The organism is Proteus sp. G4380 (genome assembly GCF_963885725.1).
In the GTDB taxonomy this organism is placed as follows: Bacteria; Pseudomonadota; Gammaproteobacteria; order Enterobacterales; family Enterobacteriaceae; genus Proteus; species Proteus mirabilis.
This window is the reverse complement of the sequence record NZ_CAWPAV010000203.1, coordinates 26006-43607: the sequence shown is the minus strand read 5'-3', so window position 1 is coordinate 43607 and position 17602 is coordinate 26006. Positions and strand designations below refer to the sequence as shown.

Annotated in this window: 15 protein-coding genes and 1 pseudogene; 4 read left to right on the top strand and 12 right to left on the bottom strand. The window is 37.0% G+C overall.

Annotation, left to right across the window (positions count from 1 at the left end; genetic code table 11):
- Both AACU98_RS17700 and AACU98_RS17695 read left to right on the top strand, forming a co-directional pair.
- Nucleotides 1-681: DNA-binding protein (locus AACU98_RS17700; RefSeq protein WP_161735287.1), on the top strand; the 681-nt coding region annotated here is incomplete at its 5' end.
- 254 nt (nt 682-935) lie between these two features.
- Nucleotides 936-1853 (top strand): annotated as a pseudogene (locus tag AACU98_RS17695) (bestrophin family protein).
- An 81-nt stretch (nt 1854-1934) separates the two neighbouring features.
- On the opposite strand, the gene AACU98_RS17690 reads toward AACU98_RS17695, so the two are convergent.
- Genes AACU98_RS17690 through AACU98_RS17680 form a run of 3 tightly spaced genes read right to left on the bottom strand, consistent with a single transcriptional unit; the run spans nt 1935 to nt 4451 of the window.
- Nucleotides 1935-2114: a DUF2474 domain-containing protein gene (locus AACU98_RS17690; protein WP_161735285.1), complete on the bottom strand. Its 180-nt coding sequence runs from the start codon at nt 2112-2114 to the stop codon at nt 1935-1937.
- Complete coding sequence (cydB, locus tag AACU98_RS17685) at nt 2092-3099, bottom strand: cytochrome d ubiquinol oxidase subunit II (protein WP_161735283.1); 1008 nt, start codon at nt 3097-3099, stop codon at nt 2092-2094. Before cydB ends, AACU98_RS17690 begins: the two co-directional genes overlap by 23 nt.
- On the bottom strand, nt 3099-4451 hold the full coding sequence (locus AACU98_RS17680) for a cytochrome ubiquinol oxidase subunit I (protein ID WP_161735281.1): 1353 nt from the start codon (nt 4449-4451) through the stop codon (nt 3099-3101). Before AACU98_RS17680 ends, cydB begins: the two co-directional genes overlap by 1 nt.
- A 662-nt stretch (nt 4452-5113) precedes the next feature.
- Between AACU98_RS17680 and AACU98_RS17675 the strand changes: the two genes are divergently transcribed.
- A complete protein-coding gene (locus AACU98_RS17675) occupies nt 5114-7399 on the top strand; it encodes an FdhF/YdeP family oxidoreductase (RefSeq protein ID WP_060961197.1) in 2286 nt (761 codons plus the stop codon).
- A 72-nt stretch (nt 7400-7471) separates the two neighbouring features.
- Here AACU98_RS17675 and AACU98_RS17670 read toward each other — a convergent pair whose 3' ends face one another.
- The 3 genes from AACU98_RS17670 to AACU98_RS17660 form a co-directional block, all read right to left on the bottom strand.
- The gene (locus AACU98_RS17670) at nt 7472-8371 is read right to left on the bottom strand and encodes a LysR family transcriptional regulator (protein WP_020946213.1); all 900 of its coding nucleotides are present in this window, start codon (nt 8369-8371) and stop codon (nt 7472-7474) included.
- 223 nt (nt 8372-8594) lie between these two features.
- A complete protein-coding gene (locus tag AACU98_RS17665; protein WP_004249448.1) occupies nt 8595-10115 on the bottom strand; it encodes a methyl-accepting chemotaxis protein in 1521 nt (506 codons plus the stop codon).
- A 155-nt stretch (nt 10116-10270) separates the two neighbouring features.
- Nucleotides 10271-11839 carry a methyl-accepting chemotaxis protein gene (locus AACU98_RS17660; RefSeq protein WP_004245601.1) on the bottom strand — a complete coding sequence of 523 codons (1569 nt, stop codon included), beginning with the start codon at nt 11837-11839 and terminating at the stop codon, nt 10271-10273.
- A gap of 400 nt (nt 11840-12239) precedes the next feature.
- On the opposite strand from AACU98_RS17660, the gene AACU98_RS17655 reads away from it, so the two are divergent.
- Nucleotides 12240-12920: an HAD family hydrolase gene (locus tag AACU98_RS17655; RefSeq protein WP_049217363.1), complete on the top strand. Its 681-nt coding sequence runs from the start codon at nt 12240-12242 to the stop codon at nt 12918-12920.
- A gap of 96 nt (nt 12921-13016) precedes the next feature.
- Here AACU98_RS17655 and AACU98_RS17650 read toward each other — a convergent pair whose 3' ends face one another.
- The 6 genes from AACU98_RS17650 to AACU98_RS17625 all read right to left on the bottom strand — a co-directional run bounded on the left by AACU98_RS17650 (nt 13017) and on the right by AACU98_RS17625 (nt 17600).
- On the bottom strand, nt 13017-13592 hold the full coding sequence (locus AACU98_RS17650; RefSeq protein ID WP_004245603.1) for a TerD family protein: 576 nt from the start codon (nt 13590-13592) through the stop codon (nt 13017-13019).
- Between the two features lie 76 nt (nt 13593-13668).
- Entirely contained in the window at nt 13669-14247 is a 579-nt protein-coding gene (terD, locus tag AACU98_RS17645) for a tellurium resistance membrane protein TerD (protein WP_004249446.1), read from the bottom strand.
- Nucleotides 14248-14314: 67 nt separating this feature from the next.
- The gene (locus AACU98_RS17640) at nt 14315-15340 is read right to left on the bottom strand and encodes a TerC/Alx family metal homeostasis membrane protein (protein ID WP_004249445.1); all 1026 of its coding nucleotides are present in this window, start codon (nt 15338-15340) and stop codon (nt 14315-14317) included.
- 34 nt (nt 15341-15374) lie between these two features.
- Entirely contained in the window at nt 15375-15830 is a 456-nt protein-coding gene (locus AACU98_RS17635) for a tellurite resistance TerB family protein (protein WP_004245607.1), read from the bottom strand.
- A gap of 24 nt (nt 15831-15854) precedes the next feature.
- On the bottom strand, nt 15855-17015 hold the full coding sequence (locus AACU98_RS17630; RefSeq protein ID WP_161735279.1) for a TerD family protein: 1161 nt from the start codon (nt 17013-17015) through the stop codon (nt 15855-15857).
- Nucleotides 17016-17600, bottom strand: a complete 585-nt coding sequence (locus AACU98_RS17625; protein WP_004245609.1) for a TerD family protein — start codon at nt 17598-17600, stop codon at nt 17016-17018. It lies immediately after the preceding gene.
- Nucleotides 17601-17602 lie beyond the last annotated feature (2 nt).

Below are 17602 nucleotides of genomic sequence, written 5' to 3'. Positions count from 1 at the left end.
GCAAGAAAAAACACAATAACTGAAAAGGATTTTAAAACCTTCAAAGAGTATAACAATATTGAAGATTATGAAAAAGAAGCAAAGCAAGCTGTTTATGCAACAACAATAAGCAAAACTCTTTTTGAAAAATGCCAATGTCTCATAACATTAAGAACAATGCTTGAATCCCTACACACTGATTATGAAAAATATGAAAAAGTAAATCCGTTATTAATGGAGCTATTACGCAAAAAATTTACTTTTACATACTCCGCTTTCATTACTATCTATCCAGAACCCATCGAAGAAAGCGGGCTAGAACGATTTAGTTTAATTAATACAAAAAAATACTGTCCAGAACATGTATGGAAACATATTCTCAAATCCGCTATTTATACCAATGAAGAATTGGATGACTATTTTGGGTCGCAGGAATTACCCCCACTGGAGCGGATGTGTACAGATATGGATTTATATAACGAGTTTAAAGGCACGGTTTTATTTGATGAAGTGATCGGGTGCTATGTTAATGAAGAAAACGAAGGATCTCAAATTTTTGATAATGAGGTTTATTCTGTTACCGAAGAACAGTTACGCCAGTGGCTAGATGAAGAGCTTGCATTTCTGAGTTATGTCACTGAAGGTCTTTTGAATATTTGTATTGAATACATAAGAAAAGAGAATGGAATTATAAGGGTTTGAAGTGATGGACAAAAACAAACTTAAAAATCTTAAGTTTTTTTGAAAATACCCCATTGGTTCAGCATTTGAATTATTCCCTTTCTGAAGATGAGGAAAGAAATTAAGTGTATTATGAAAGTCTGAACTTTCGGGCTGGGCTATATCAACTATATTGTTGATATAACAACCTTAATCTTTCAATAGAATTAATTAGATTATTATTTATTTTATTGCGATAATAACTTAACAAACTTTCTTTTTATATCACTACTATTATGGTCATACGTCCTAATCAACACTGGTTTTTTCGGTTATTTGATTGGCACGGTTCAGTGCTATCAAAAATAATCTTTCGCTTATGTCTTAATATTGCAATGTCTATTATCGCTATTTTGGTTTATCAATAGTATGAATTATTAGGTATTCATTTAACTGTTGCCCCATTTAGTTTATTAGGTATTGCTATCGCAATATTTCTTGGTTTTAGAAATAATGCAAGTTATAGCCGACTTGTGGAGGCAAGGACATTATGGGGAAATATGTTAATTACCCATCGCAACATATTAAGAAATATAAAAGCCTTATTACCGGAAGATAAACAATTTAATCGTGACTTTTCCAATCTACTTATTGCTTTTAGTTGGAGTCTAAAACATGAGCTAAGAAAAACAAACCCAATGGTCGATCTCTATCGCCTCTTACCCCGACCTTTATTTGATGAGATAATGAATAGCCCTTACCCCACTAATCGGATTTTATTACATATTGGCCTAAAAATTGGCGAATTGCGAGATAACAAAGTAATAAGTGATGTTATCTTTCAATCAATTAATAAAGATATTAATAACTTATCTGATGTATTGGGTGGCTGTGAACGTATTTCAAATACTCCTGTACCTTTTGCCTATACGCTCATATTGCAACGTACGGTATATCTATTCTGTGCTCTGCTACCTTTTGCATTGGTTGCCGATCTCCACTATATGACGCCATTTGTTTCCGTATTTATCTCTTATACTTTTTTATCTTGGGACTCATTAGCTGAAGAGTTAGAAGATCCATTCGGTGTTTCTGCCAATGACTTACCATTAAATGCAATATGTAACACCATAGAAAGGAATTTATTAGAGATGCAAGATATCACCCCACTCCCCATCAAAGTTAAACCCGACCAATATTATAATTTATTGTAATTAATAAAATAAAAACAAATAAAAAAGACAGTGTTAATTAATAACACTGTCTTTTTTATTAATAATACATCTTTTATGTTATTAATGCGCTCTCATTCCTGCGCTGTACATTAATAATTTAAATAATGAGGCGATAATCGCAAGACTTAATACACTTAAAGACCAAATAATTATCATCCATCCGATTTGTTGATACCAACGAGTTTTCTTTTTCGTTGGTTTTATTGTTAAAAAATGACTAATGATAACTTTCATTGGCATTTACCTTTCCACGAAATACATAATAACTCCAACTGGTATAGGCTAATATCACAGGAATAATTATAACCGCCCCAACTAACATAAATTGCTGACTTAAAACAGGAGCTGCCGCCTGCCAAATCGAAATAGAAGGTGGAATAATATAAGGAAAGATACTGATCCCTAATCCTGCAAAACCAATAAGTACCAATAAAAGTGATAATAGAAAAGGCTGATAATGACCATAGTTATAGGCACTACGAACAATGCCCCAAGCACAAGCCAATACGAGCAACGGAACAGGTAATAAAAAGTATAAATTAGGTAAACTAAACCAGCGTTGTGCAATATCTGCATGTGTAAGTGGTGTCCATAAGCTTACTATTGCAATCACCACCAGCAATATAATAGCCAGATACACCGTTATAGTGCACATTTTACGATGCAGTTGATGCTCTGTTTTCATAATCAACCATGAACTGCCTAACAATGCATAAGTGACTAACAAAGCAAAACCACAGAAAATAGGGAATGGTGTTAACCAATCCAATGCCGAGCCACTGAAATGGCGCTCTGTCACATTAAAACCATTAATAACTGCACCTACTGTGATCCCTTGGCAAAAAGTAGCAAGAAAAGAGCCACCAATAAAAGCTGAATCCCAAAATAGGCGATGTTTAGGAAGTGCATTAACGCGAAATTCAAATGCCACACCACGGAAAATAAGCCCAATAAGCATCAATGTCAGTGGTATTGTTAACGCATCAATAATAACTGCGTAGGCAAGAGGAAAAGCACCATAGAGCGCAGCCCCTCCTAATACTAACCATGTTTCATTGCCGTCCCAAACCGGTGCCACACTATTAATCATGGTATCTCTTTGTATTTTATCTCGGGTAAAAGGTAAAATAATGCCAATCCCCAGATCAAATCCATCTGCGATAATATACATAAGCGTGGCAAAAATAATGATCGCAAACCAAATCATCGAAAAATCAATATTCATTATTTTTCACCCTGTGTTAATTGGTCGGATTTAAGCACTACAGGGCCTTTTTTCATCAGATGCACCATATAAAAATACCCGATGCCAAATACTGAAAAATAAACCAAAATAAAGGCCAATAAGCTCAAACTCATTTGAATATCACCATGAGCAGAAACGGCATCTTTGGTACGTTGTAGACCATAAACAACCCAAGGCTGACGGCCAATTTCTGTGGTAAACCACCCCGCAAGGATCGCAATCAGCCCTGTAGGCCCCATTAATAAAGCAAAGCGTAAGAAAAAGGGTGAGTGATAGAGTCTTTTCTTCTTACGTAAAATAATACTCAACAAACCTAAACAAATCATCAGCATACCTAATCCTGCCATGACTCTAAATGACCAAAATATAATGGTAGAATTAGGTCTATCTTCCGGTGCAAAACTTTTTAATGCCGGAATTTGCTTATCTAAACTATGGGTAAGGATCAGGCTACCTAAATAAGGAATTTCAATCGCATATTTTGTTTTTTCTTCTGCCATATCTGGGATGCCAAATAAAATCAGCGGAGTCGCTTCTTTCGTTGCATTATCCCAATGCCCTTCTATAGCTGCGATTTTAGCCGGTTGATGTTCTAGTGTATTTAATCCATGAGCATCACCTACAAACGCTTGTATGGGGGCAATAATTAGTACTAACCATAAGGCCATAGAAAACATTTTTCGTACAGGTGCTGTATTTTGTCCTTTTAATAATAACCACGCGGCACAAGAGGCGATAAATAAAGCACTGGCTAAAAAAGCCCCAATAGACATATGCAATAAACGATAAGGGAAGGAAGGATTAAACACGACCTGTAGCCAATCAACAGGCACGACAACACCATTTTCAATAGCATAGCCTTGTGGTGTTTGCATCCAACTATTGGATGACAAGATCCAAAAAGTAGAAATCAATGTGCCAAGCGCTACCATACAAGTTGCAAAGAAGTGAAGTTTTCGCCCCACTTTATTCCAACCAAACAACATAATGCCAAGAAATCCCGCTTCTAAGAAAAAGGCGGTCAAGACTTCATAAGTTAGCATCGGCCCTGTGATACTACCGGCAAATTGTGAAAAACCACTCCAGTTAGTCCCGAATTGATATGCCATCACTAACCCTGATACCACACCCATACCAAAGTTTACGGCAAAAATTTTTATCCAAAACTGATATAAAGAAAGGTAACTTGGTTCTTTTGTTTTTAACCATAAGCCTTCTAATAGGGCTAGAAAGCTAGCTAATCCTATGGTGATAGCAGGGAATATAATATGAAATGAAACGGTAAACGCGAATTGTATTCTTGCTAGGTGAAAAGCATCTAATCCAAACATAATGCCTCTCTCGATATAAATCTATATTCTATAAATTTATTCATTTTCTATTATCCTAATTATATTTTTCTCACAAAAATCTTATTTATTTTTTATTATGAATGCTGATTAATTTCACTTTATGTTCAGAAAGTAAAAACTGAAAATAGTGAATTTATATAGATATACTATTTAAATTCCCCTCTCTTAATTACTAAAAAAGAGAACAACAAAAAATCATTACGCAATAAATCACATAACGATACCATGGTAGCCAACAAACTGTTATTTCGTCATTTTTTCAATAAATCAAGTTTAAAAAACTTGTCCATTAGCGTATTAACATTTTTAACCAAGTAATAACAGAGAGTCAAATAAATTGATTTTATCACACGATAGATATGCTCTATCATCATATAAAATAAAGTTATAAAGCGTCATTTAGCCTATTTTACTCATTGACAATATAATTACATTATTTTAACTTCTTAAGTAACAGAAGAATTGCAGATTATATAACTTTAATACCAATAAATTATTATTTATCGGTATTAATAAGTCTAAATATATCCTTTATTTCTAGTAAGAAATATATTTTAAATTATATAACCTTATTGCTTTTTATATTCACCTGCCAACTATTCATCATTAAATATTATTATTAACGTTTTAGGAATGTCTATATGAGTAAGAAAAAATCACCTATTCCTGGAGTGAAACCCTATAATGGACCCGCAGGAGGATGGGGGGCATTAAAAGCAACAGCAATCGCGGTACGCACTCAAATGGATGCTTTTATTGCACCTAAAACATTGCTTAATACTAATCAGCCTGATGGTTTTGATTGCCCCGGCTGTGCATGGCCAGACAAAGAGCATCATTCTACTTTCCAATTTTGTGAAAATGGAGCTAAAGCGGTCACATGGGAAGCAACAAAAAAAAGAGTCACACCTGAATTTTTAGCACAACATACCGTAACAGAATTGCTGACAAAGTCAGACTTCGAATTAGAAGGCTACGGTCGTTTAACCCATCCTCTCGCTTATGATGCAGATACTGACACTCTTCGTCCTGTGACTTGGGAGCAAGCATTTACTCGTATTGGTGAACTATTAAGAAATATGCCATCACCTGATAGTGTTGAATTCTACACCTCAGGTAGAGCTTCCAACGAAGCCGCGTATCTATTCCAACTGTTTGCGCGAGAATATGGCACCAATAATTTTCCTGATTGCTCAAATATGTGTCATGAACCGACTAGTGTAGGCTTACCTCAATCGATTGGCATAGGTAAAGGCACAGTTTCTTTAGATGACTTTGATAATACTCAACTCATTATTGCCATTGGACATAACCCTGGAACTAATCACCCAAGAATGATGGGAACACTGCATGAAGTAGCTCGTCGTGGTGTACCTATTGTTGTATTTAATCCATTGAAAGAACGTGCTTTAGAGCGATTTACCGACCCTCAAAGTGTTATTGAGATGGCGACTTATAGCTCAACCAATATCGCCTCATCTTATTATCAAGTCAAAGCCGGTGGTGATGCTGCGGCGTTAAAAGGCATTATGAAAACCTTAATTGAGTGGGATAATGAGCGTGGAAACATTCTCGACCACGATTTTATTGCTGAGCATACACTAGGTTTTGAAGCCGTAGTTGAAGATCTTAAACAAACTTCTTGGCAAGATATTGAAAGTGAAAGTGGCCTTTCGCAAGCAGATATTGAGAGTGTCGCACTCCTTTATGCCAATTCTCCGGCCACCATTATTACCTATGGTATGGGGATCACCCAACATAACAAAGGTACAGCGAATGTGCGTCTGATTGCTGATTTGTTATTAATGAAAGGGAATATTGGTAAGCCGGGTGCTGGCATATGCCCATTACGTGGGCATTCTAATGTGCAAGGTAACCGAACTGTTGGGATCACAGAAAAGCCATCTGTCGAATTTTTACAAAAAATAGAACAAACTTTTGGTTTTAAACCACCTTATAAACATGGTCACGATGCAGTTAACGCAATGCAAGCGATGGTTGATGGCAAAGCAAAAGCGTTAATTTGTTTAGGGGGTAATTTTGCCGTGGCATTACCCGACCCTCAACAGTCATTTGCTGCAATGAGAAAGCTTGATTTAAGTGTACACATCGGCACTAAATTAAATCGCTCACATTTATTAACGGCAAAAAATACCTTTATATTACCTTGCTTGGGGAGAACAGAATTAGATGTACAAGCATTAGGTCGTCAATCCATCACGGTCGAAGACTCAATGTCAATGGTGCATGCCTCTTCTGGTAAATTAACACCCGCTTCACCATTATTAAAATCAGAGCCTGTCATTGTTGCAAAAATGGCTGCTACAACACTGACAGATAGCAAAACCCCATGGCTAAGATTTACGGAAAGTTATGATCTTATTCGCGATATGATTGAAAAAACCATTCCCGGATTTGATAATTACAACCAACGAATTCGTATCCCCGGTGGTTTCCGTATGCCACTCCCTGCCGTTGAGAGAGTTTGGAATACCCCCACAGGTAAAGCCATGTTCTCGGTATTTAAAGGTGTGAAAGAGAATAAAATGGTCATGGGTGATGATGTTCTTCGTTTAGTCACTATTCGTAGTCATGACCAATATAATACGACCATTTATGCACTTGATGATCGCTATCGTGGCATCTTTGGTAGACGCGATATACTGTTTATGAATAATGTCGATATGATAGCAAGAGGCTTAAACGAAGGTGATAAAGTCACCATTGAAACGGTCAGCGAAAATAGAAAACTACAGCTTGATAATATAACTGTTGTTTCATTTAGCATTGCTCCTGGCACAGTGGCCGCTTATTACCCAGAAGCCAATGTCCTTGTACCATTAGATTATATTGATAAAGAGAGTGGAACCCCCTCTTATAAAGCAATACCTGTCAGAATTTATGATAAAAAAATACAAGTCGCTTAATCATAATTCATACGCAAAACAAAAAACAAAGGCGAGCTATTTATTAATACTCGCCTTTTTATCTCTATCCATCTATAGACCTGTACTTTCTAAGTAAGTACGCATTTGTGCAAAGCATTTTTCAATTAATATAGAGCGCGGCTCTTCTTTGCGGATCACAATCCCCAATGGGGCATTAATGGTTGCATCAACAATAGGTACAACATCTAGATCTTGGCTGAGATTTTCCATACCTTTAGCAATAGGGACAATCGAGGCGCAAAACCCTGCATTAACTGATTGTATAAGATGTAATGTAGAACTACTTTCGACCAACACCTTGGGGTGTAAGTTATAACGCTGAAAAGCTAAATCCACGGATTGCCTAAAGTGATTCTCTTTATTTAATAAAGCCAATGGTTGTTTAACCGCTTCATGCCACGAGATAGTTCTTGTTGAAGGCATAAAGTGATTGCGATGAAATAAAAGCCCTAACTCCGTTTGTTTTAATGCATAAATTTCATGCTGTTGAGTATTCGCTTTTTCCAAATAGCAGATACCAATATCAAGACTATTACTATTAAGTCGATCTATAATATTTTCACTATTCGTTGAGAGCACTTGAAAACTTATCTCAGGGAATAGTGCCGATATTTTCTGCAACATCAGCATAGGATTTAAATTGGTTAAAGGCACAATACCTATACGCAGTTGCCCAAATAGTTGCTGTCGAAAGTTAGCGGCTTCTGCTTGTAATCCATCGTAAGCAGATTGCATAGTTTTCGCCCATTTTAATATTTTCTCACCTTCTTCGGTAAATCCCTCAAAGCGAGAACTACGCTTGATAAGAACCACATCAAGCTCTTTTTCTAAATTACGTAATCGCATTGATAAGGTAGGTTGTGTAACATGGCACATCTCGGCAGCTTGACCAAAATGTTGCGTTTTATCCAAAGCGATTAAATAAAATAACTGTTTAATATCGATACGCAATAACCTCGTCATTTGCAGGTGAAGGGAATAGTTATCTGTTTTTATATTGCACTATTAACAACACTAAAGTTTGCGCTGTCTATAATTATTTTTCAATAATAAACGAAGAGAAAAGAAATAATCGCCTTATCGATTAGCCATAAAATAAAAAAACTCACCCTAATATTTCAACTAAGGTGAGTTTATTTTTACTAAAATATTAATGTATTAATTAAAGATAAGCTTATTCTTTGATTTGAAAAACTGATACTTTATCGGTCAGATTTTGTGCTTTTTCATCTAACATCATGGTTGAGGTGGCTCCTTGTTCTACTAAAGCCGCATTTTGCTGAACCACAGAATCCATTTGGTTTATCGCGACGGCTATTTGTTCAATTCCCACTTTTTGCTCTTCCGATGCAATGCTAATTCCCTGCATAATATCGCTTACTTTGGTAATTGAGGTGACAATTTCTTGTATATGCTCACCGGTTTTATTAACCAGTTCACGACCATGTGCGACATCCGCCACAGAAGCTCGAATAATCTGATTAATTTCACGAGCGGCTTCCGCACTTCTGGCCGCTAAATTGCGAACCTCTGTTGCAACAACTGTAAAACCCCGCCCTTGCTCCCCTGCACGAGCGGCTTCCACTGCCGCATTCAACGCAAGAATATTGGTTTGACTGGCAATATTGTTTACCACATCATTGATTTCAGCGACTTTTAACGTACCGACTTCAATTTTTTTCATCGAAGTAATAGCATCATTCATAATGCTAGCGCCATCGATAGCCAAATCACGCGTTTGTGCTGTGATAGAGTTTGCTAATACGGCATTATTAGTATTATTCACTACCGCAATTTTTATCTCTTCCATGCTGGCTGCGGTTTGTTGCAATGCACTCGCTTGCTCCTCTGTACGAGAAGAGAGATCTTGATTACCCGCTGCGATTTCTGCTGAACCGCTTTTGATCACTAATGCTTCTTCTTTCACCAAACCAATAGTCGATGTCAGTGCATTTTGCATATCACCGACATGAGAAAATAGTGTACCAAACTCATCTTTTCTATTTTTGGGTAACGAGAAGTTTAAATTCCCTTCTCCCACTTTTTGCAAAATGGCAGAGAGCGTATTGAGGTTAAAGAGAAAGGTTTTATTAACCCAACGGATCACTAAATAAAGCAGTCCAATCAGTATCACTAAAGCAATACATGTAGTGTAAATAAAGAGTTGAAACATCCATTTTTGTTCGTCTTCAATTTGATCATTAACATTTTGAGTTATCACTAAGTATTCATCAAACAACTCAGCAAGTTTTGAAAAATCTTTCGATAAATCAATATTTTCATAAGCTAGCGTATCAATAGGCGCAATAATAGTATCGACGAGTTTGATAAATAGTGCCGATAATTGTTCTGAGTTTCTTTGTGCGTCAGCACTGATTTTGCTTTCCCTTTCCCAAGCGTTAATTGTCGCTTTTGATTTAGCCGCTAATGTTTTAGCTTCAGAAACTAATCGAGCTTTGGTTTCTTGCATATCTAAATTTTCATGACCAATATTGACTAAAAAGTTAACATGAGAGCGTATGGTTGCTAGTTCATATCTTGCCTCTTGTACATTATTTAATCTCGTGGTTAACGAGTTTAATGAAGCAAAATTATCCTGCATTTGATAAATAAAAAACGATGATAAAGCTGATGTCACTAAGAAAATAGCTAATAGTATAATAGAGCCTACTTTCGCTGTTCTTTCAATACTCATGAAATAATCCACCCCGGTAATTAAATAACATAAATGTATTCATATATCGGCAGTGGATAGATTTTATTTACTCATTAATCAGAATTATCGACACAAATGTTTTACACACACCACCCTCAGTGATAAAAGATGATGTTTTATACTATTATGGTAGTTTATTCTTGTTCATTGATTAACTCTTGTTTCTGCTCTGGCTCTTTTTCAAGATCGTCAATATTAAAGACTGCGACATTATCCATCAGTACTTGTGCTTTATCGTTTAACATCATGGTAGAAGAGGCGGCGAGATCGACCAAAGAGGCATTTTGTTGTACTACCGTATCCATTTGATTAATTGCTACTGCAATTTGTTCGACACCAAGACGTTGCTCTTCAGACGCTAAACTAATCCCTTGCATGATTTTGTTTACTTTTGAAATGGAAGAGACAATCTCTTGCATGCACTCACCGCTTTTATTCACTAAATTTGTACCATAGGTAACATCATTGATAGATGCTTTAAGAACTTGGCTAATCTCTTTTGCTGCTTCAGCACTTTTTGCGGCTAAGTTCCGTACCTCAGCTGCCACAACGGTGAACCCACGCCCTTGTTCGCCTGCTCTTGCTGCTTCTACGGCGGCATTTAAGGCCAAAATATTAGTTTGATTGGCTAATTTATTAATAACATCATTAATTTCCCCAACTTTCACTGCACCTTGTTCTATTTTCTTCATCGATAACACGGCTTCTTTCATGACATTAGCGCCATCCATAACAATGTCAGTAGATTGATTAATAATATTATTTGCTTCAATTGTGTTATCGGTATTGTTAGCAACGGCTATTTTGATCTGCTCCATACTGGCAGCGGTTTGTTGTAACGCACTGGATTGTTCTTCTGTACGAGATGAAAGCTCTTGATTACCAGAAGCAATTTTAAATGCGCCCCCTTTTATATCCATAGCCTCTTTTTTGACAGAAAAGATTGTCGAGGTTAATGCTTTTTGCATATCACTGACACGGGAAAAAAGTTTACCAAACTCATCATTTTTTACTTGTGGTACAGAAAAAACCAAGTCTGCATTACCTACTTTATTTAATATCTCAGACAATGTATTAAGATTAGAGACAAAGGTTTTATTGATCCAATGAAGCACAAAGTACAAAACAATTAATAAAATAATTAATGAGATAATTGTTGAGTAGATAGAAAACTCAACCATTGAATCTTGTTTATGAGTAAGGTAGAGACTATTTTTATTTCTAGTCTGAATATATTTTTCAAATAATTGATCAAGATGTTCAAAATCTTGATCAAATTGATTAGCTTTTATCTTTATTGTCGCTAATTTATTAGGATCTAAAACTAATTTATCTATCAGATTATAAAATAACGTCGAAATATCATCAGCATTTTTTTGTGCTGCAACAGTCATTTTCTTCTCTTTCACCCATGTTTCCATGGTGTTTTTAGCCATGATAGCTAGCTTTTTATTTTGCTGAATAATTTTGTTACGATCTGCGACACGACTATCTTTGTCTTGTAATAGATAATTGACATTAGAACGCATAATAGCCAGTTGATAACGAGCCATCAACACATCGTCATAACGTGCAGATAAGACATCAACTTGAGTAAAATTGTTTTGCATTTTATAAATAAAAAATGAAGATAAGGCAGACGATAGAATAAAAATCAATAACAGTAAAGAAGAGCCTAATTTTACGGTTCGTTTAATACTCATGATAAAAATACCTATATGCGCATATCGATAAGATTTATTTTTTATCGACACAATGATATTTTTATTTAATTATTAGAGATAACACTAGGTCATTGATTTTTATTTTAAATAAATTTTTATATCATAAACAAAATAAGTTATTTTTAATAACTGCTATAATTATTGGTATATTATAAAATAAAACAAACCAATTCTTTTAAAACATAATCCGCTATCAATTAGTGCATTCTTCTTTATGCTCAATATCAATTTTCATTTTATATGACTAATATCATCAACGATTAAAAATAAAAACCTTATTTTTTCAATAAGATACTGATGATACTATCTCATTTTGAGAACAATGATATAATAGGCGCTTTACCTCATAAACTCTGATGATTTACGGAGCTCAATATTTATGCAACCACAATTTGAAAACGCAAAAAACACCGTAAAAACATTATCAGTGTTTGATTTTGATGGTACTTTAACCTATCACGATAGCTTTATCCCTTTTCTAAAGTTTGCCTTTGGGCGTCGTAAATTTGCTCGTCGTATTATCAAAATGGTATTCCCCACATTACGTTGTTTTAGACGTAAACTGACTCGTGATGAATTAAAAGAAGTGCTGATTAAAACTTTTTTAACCGATATCAAAGAAGAATGGCTCAAAGAAAAAGCCGAAGCCTTTTGTAAAGCTTACTGGACTAAGTTAATGCGTCCTGCAGGTTTATTAGCCGTTGCTGAAGAGATTAACCGTCATGCTGAAGTGACCATTTGTTCAGCTTCTCCGGCTATGGTGTTGCAACCTTTTGCGGATCGACTCGGTATAAAGTTAATAGGAACAACACTTGAAGTGGTTGATGGTGTGCTGACAGGAAGAATCATTGGCAATAACTGTCGTTGTGGCGAAAAAATCAAACGATTAGAGCGTGTCTATGGCGATCTTACTCAATACCACTTAAGGGCGTGGGGCGATTCACGTGGTGATCATGAATTACTCTATGCTGCACAAGATCCACATTGGCGCTATTTCCACACAGGAAGTAATAAGTCAAAAAAATCACCTATTAAAATAACGCTTAAAAAAGACTCATAAGTGATTATATAAAAATAAAGCGGGAAACGTATTTTCCCGCTTTATCCATAAACTAACTATTTATCTAGCCATCTTGGCGCTTTTATTAGCGAAAGATTAAATATTGACGCCATGTTGTGCGGCTAGTGCGCCTAAACCACCCGCAAAACCTTGGCCTACTGCTTTAAATTTCCAATCTGAACCATGACGATAGAGTTCACCAAAGATCATCGCCGTCTCCGTAGAGGCATCTTCAGAAAGATCAAAACGTGCAATTTCAGTGTTATTGTCGTTATTATAAACGCGCATAAAACTGTTGCTCACCATACCAAAGTTTTGTTTGCGGTTTTCAGCATCGTAAATAGTGACAGCAAAAACCAGTTTTTTCACTTCAGCAGGAACTTTGGATAAAGTGATTTTGACTTGTTCATCATCACCTTCGCCTTCTCCAGTACGATTATCGCCTTGGTGTTCAACACTACCACATTGGCTCACTTTATTATTAAAGAAGATAAAACTTGCATCTGAAAGCACTTTTCCATCTTCACCGACCATGAATACTGACGCATCTAAATCAAATTCAGCGCCATCTGTCACGCGGGCATCCCATCCTAAACCAACCATAGCCACCGTCATGGTTGGTGCTTCTTTAGTTAGCGAAACATTACCACCTTTAACAAGGGAAACAGCCATATCAAAGCTCCTACTGTGTTGAATAAACTGACAATTAGGAATAACTGCCAGTAATTTGTGATTTCATAACATACGATTAAGAGGCGTTAATACCATATTGCGCACATACTGAGCCTAAGCCCCCTGCATATCCTTGGCCTACAGCACGGAATTTCCACTCACCGTTATGACGATATAACTCACCAAATAACATCGCCGTTTCCGTTGATGCATCTTCCGTTAAATCATAACGAGCAACTTCAATTTGGTTGTCATCATTAACTAAACGAATAAACGCACCAGATACCTGACCAAAGCTTTGACGACGCGCTTGCGCTTCATGGATAGTTACTACAAAGATAATTTTTTCGACATCACTGGGGATGGTATCTAGTTTGATTTTTAGTGCTTCATCATCACCATCACCTTCACCTGTTCGGTTATCACCAGTGTGAACAACAGAGCCGTCGGCAGATCTTAAGTTGTTATAAAAAATGAAATCGGCATCGCTACGTACTTTTCCATTAGCGGCTAACAGAAATGCAGATGCATCTAAGTCAAAATCTTGACCATCTGTAGAACGGGCATCCCAACCAAGTCCGACTAGGACGTTTTTCATCGTTGGGGCTGCTTTGCTTAAAGAAACATTACCACCTTTAGAAAGAGAAACGCTCATCTTCAACCTCTTCAATTTATGTTGCGATATTCTAATTTCCCAAGAATATCGGTTATCATTATTTACCTTATTTATTCTTTTTTTCTGGGAATACAAAACTTGCCAGAATACCCAGAGCAAGAACACCAAGCACTACGAATAGGCTGGTTGTCGCGGAAATGCTATATCCATGCTGCCAAATATGATCTGTTGCATTAAGCCCCAGCTTTACAGCAATAAAGAACAGCAATGCAATAACCGCTTTTTCAAGGTGAATCAGATACTGTTTTAATGCCTCTAACACAAAGTAGAGAGTACGTAAGCCCAAAATAGCGAACATCATTGCACTATAAACAATCAGTGGCTCACGACTAACGGCAATGATTGCAGGCACCGAATCGAAAGCAAACATCACATCAGAAAGCTCTACCACCGCCACACACAACATAAGCGGTGTCGCATATAACGCAGCTTTTGTACCTCGCCCGATAGTTATGTCTTTGTTTTCCGGTTTTGCTAACTCTGCATCAACCTCTTTTTGTGTTAATAAGAAGGCATGTCCAGTAATTTTTGGCCATATAGGGAAAAATCGTTTTACTAAGCGATAAGCAAGATGCTGTGAATAGTCTTCAATTTCTTCACTATCATTCCCACTTCTCAGCATCATTACGGCTGTCCAAGCAACAATCAGAGCAAAGACTATCTCAACGTAAGGCCCTAAACTTAATAAGCCGGTACCAATAGCAACAAAGATCGCACGGAATACAATGGCACCAATGATCCCCCAATACAGAATGCGGTGACGGAAACGATCAGGAACCGCAAACCAAGAGAAAATCGCCATCATGACAAATAGGTTATCGACAGACAGTACTTTCTCTAATGCATAACCCGTCACGAATAAGCTTGCAACTTCTGCACCATGGTGGACGTATAAAAAACCCGCGAATGCCATGGCAACGACTACCCAGAATATTGACCAAAAAACAGCATTCTTTAACGTTATCGGCTTATCTGCACGATGCATAAATAAATCGATAAAAATAGCGCCTATCGCAAGTACAACAAAAACAATGACAGTTTCTGTCGGAAAACCAATATGTGTGGATACCATAATTATTCCTAAACGGTTCCCTATATAAAATTAATTACAAATCAAACTCTGCGGGCTCAAAGCCTAATGCAACGGCAATAGCACGCACCGCCTCTTTTTCGTCATTGTCAAAATCACCATCACTTTTCGCAACAGCAATACCGACACGGATCGCTAATTGTGCAGCTTCTGGCTGATCTTTCATTGCCAGAATATACTTCATCGTTTCACCTTTACCGACTTCAGTATCAAATTCAAAACTGCTAATTAGCTTATTAAAGAATTCGATCACCTCGGAGGTATCAAAGACTTTAAGCTCTTCTGATGCTTTTAAAAAACCGAGCATCTTCTGCTTTTCTTCAGAACTCACACCATCGCTGGCAATAGCGATACGAGCACAAACTGCGACCGTACCTTGCATAAATTTTTTGTTTTTAAAACGACTGACTTGCTTAGTTAACTCCGCTCGCCCGGAATTAAAACCTTCTTTTAATTTATTGAAAAAACTCATTTTTATTCTCCTTATTTCGTGTATTCACTTAGATCCAGCAGTCCAGCGAAATCCCCATCCGTAGGCATTATCCATATCGCGATGGCCTTTAAAAAATTCATTGAGACGTTCAACTTTGATTGATCCGTTTTCATTAACAAGTCGTGCGATGGCACACATAGCTCGACCATTATTACCATCCGTTAAACGTGTTTCGATAGGTGGTTGCTCGGGAACATGAATAGTGACCACACCATCTGTTTTACTCCAGTTAGGAACCCCTTCATAAATAAAAGTAAAAATAAGCACTTGCTTGATATTTTTCCATTCACGTCCATTGATAAAAATCCACTCGCCACCCGCTACATCACCAGTGCGATCATCACCTTGTAACTCAACATAAGGCATGCGATTAAAATCACCGAATCCATTTCCTAAGGCTTGGATCACTGACTTATAACCATCTTGTAGTTCAACAAAGGCGCCAATATCTAAATCAATACCTTTGTTACCACCAAATAATCCACCTAATAACCCGGAACCACCGCTTTTACTTTCTCGATGCCAATCGAGGTTAATGCGGATTTTGCCGAAATCATCCTTTTTAGTTAAGCTAATTGCCGGTTTCTCTTTAGTTAGCGAAACCTTGCTTAAGTTCACTGAGCTCGGTGCTGGTGCTGGTGCTGGTGCTGGTGCTGGTGCTGGTTCAGGATCAGCAATATCAACACCAAAATATTCCGCCAATGGTTTTAATCCACCGTTAAATCCTTGTGCAATAAACCGAAATTTCCAGCTTCCATTGCGACGGTATAGCTCACCTAAAATTAATGCCGCTTCAGTGCGTCCATCGATATCAACATGGCCGTTCGCAACGACATTATTGTTAGCATCAACTTGAATAGACAAATGTTGTAGATGAGCAATGGTTTGTTGCCCCTCACAAGTAGCTGTAAAAGCAATTCTATCGACATCAGGACGTAAGCGAGTTAAGTCAACCGTAAACGACGTGCTATTACCTGCTGTTGCATAAATAATAGTACGATCATCATTAGTGGTTTGACCATAAAACACCATATCAGCATCACCGTTCACTTTTCCTGAGGCATAAAGCCTAAATGCAGATACATCAACAAGTGAGCCTGAGTGAATACGCACCATTAACGTTTGATCAGGTACGGATATATTTCCGCCAGGTGTTAGGGTCATTTATCGCACCACCGTCGCCAAAATATCTGGCATCATCTCGTCAATGACAAGCCCTTTACAAGGTGAGCCAAAAGCCGTGAAATCCCATTGTCCGTGATTACGTTGTAAAGCGGCAATCACGATCCCTGTATGAGCGCCTTGTTCCGTTAATTTGTAATGAGCAAGCTCTTTATTGGTTGTTTTATCGACAACTCGACAAAACGCATTTTCAACTTCATTAAAAGTCTGCCCACGGAAACTATTGACAGTGAAAACCAAATATTCAACCAATGAAGGAAGACGATTTAAATCAACAAAAATAGTTTCATCATCACCATCACCCTCTCCTGTTAAGTTATCTCCTGAGTGAATAACGGACTGACAAGTTGATTTTAGTTTACGAAACCAAATAGTATCGATTTGTTTACCATTTACATCGAGTAATACACAACTTGCATCTAAATCTATCGAATTATTACCACCAAAGAGTCCACCGAGAAATCCCTTTTTCTTAATAGGATCCCAGCCTAAACCAAACATTAGGTGACTCAGTGCAGGGGCTTGTTTACTGAGAGAGACTGTCTGATCCTTGCGTAATGAAACCATAA

Bases quoted from the DNA above. Each gene is read 5' to 3' on its own strand.
- AACU98_RS17690 (WP_161735285.1), bottom strand. From the start codon at position 2,114: ATGCCAATGAAAGTTATCATTAGTCATTTTTTAACAATAAAACCAACG.
- cydB (WP_161735283.1), bottom strand. From the start codon at position 3,099: ATGAATATTGATTTTTCGATGATTTGGTTTGCGATCATTATTTTTGCC.
- AACU98_RS17680 (WP_161735281.1), bottom strand. From the start codon at position 4,451: ATGTTTGGATTAGATGCTTTTCACCTAGCAAGAATACAATTCGCGTTT.
- AACU98_RS17675 (WP_060961197.1), top strand. From the start codon at position 5,114: ATGAGTAAGAAAAAATCACCTATTCCTGGAGTGAAACCCTATAATGGA.
- AACU98_RS17665 (WP_004249448.1), bottom strand. From the start codon at position 10,115: ATGAGTATTGAAAGAACAGCGAAAGTAGGCTCTATTATACTATTAGCT.
- AACU98_RS17660 (WP_004245601.1), bottom strand. From the start codon at position 11,839: ATGAGTATTAAACGAACCGTAAAATTAGGCTCTTCTTTACTGTTATTG.
- AACU98_RS17655 (WP_049217363.1), top strand. From the start codon at position 12,240: ATGCAACCACAATTTGAAAACGCAAAAAACACCGTAAAAACATTATCA.
- AACU98_RS17650 (WP_004245603.1), bottom strand. From the start codon at position 13,592: ATGGCTGTTTCCCTTGTTAAAGGTGGTAATGTTTCGCTAACTAAAGAA.
- terD (WP_004249446.1), bottom strand. From the start codon at position 14,247: ATGAGCGTTTCTCTTTCTAAAGGTGGTAATGTTTCTTTAAGCAAAGCA.
- AACU98_RS17640 (WP_004249445.1), bottom strand. From the start codon at position 15,340: ATGGTATCCACACATATTGGTTTTCCGACAGAAACTGTCATTGTTTTT.
- AACU98_RS17635 (WP_004245607.1), bottom strand. From the start codon at position 15,830: ATGAGTTTTTTCAATAAATTAAAAGAAGGTTTTAATTCCGGGCGAGCG.
- AACU98_RS17630 (WP_161735279.1), bottom strand. From the start codon at position 17,015: ATGACCCTAACACCTGGCGGAAATATATCCGTACCTGATCAAACGTTA.
- AACU98_RS17625 (WP_004245609.1), bottom strand. From the start codon at position 17,600: ATGGTTTCATTACGCAAGGATCAGACAGTCTCTCTCAGTAAACAAGCC.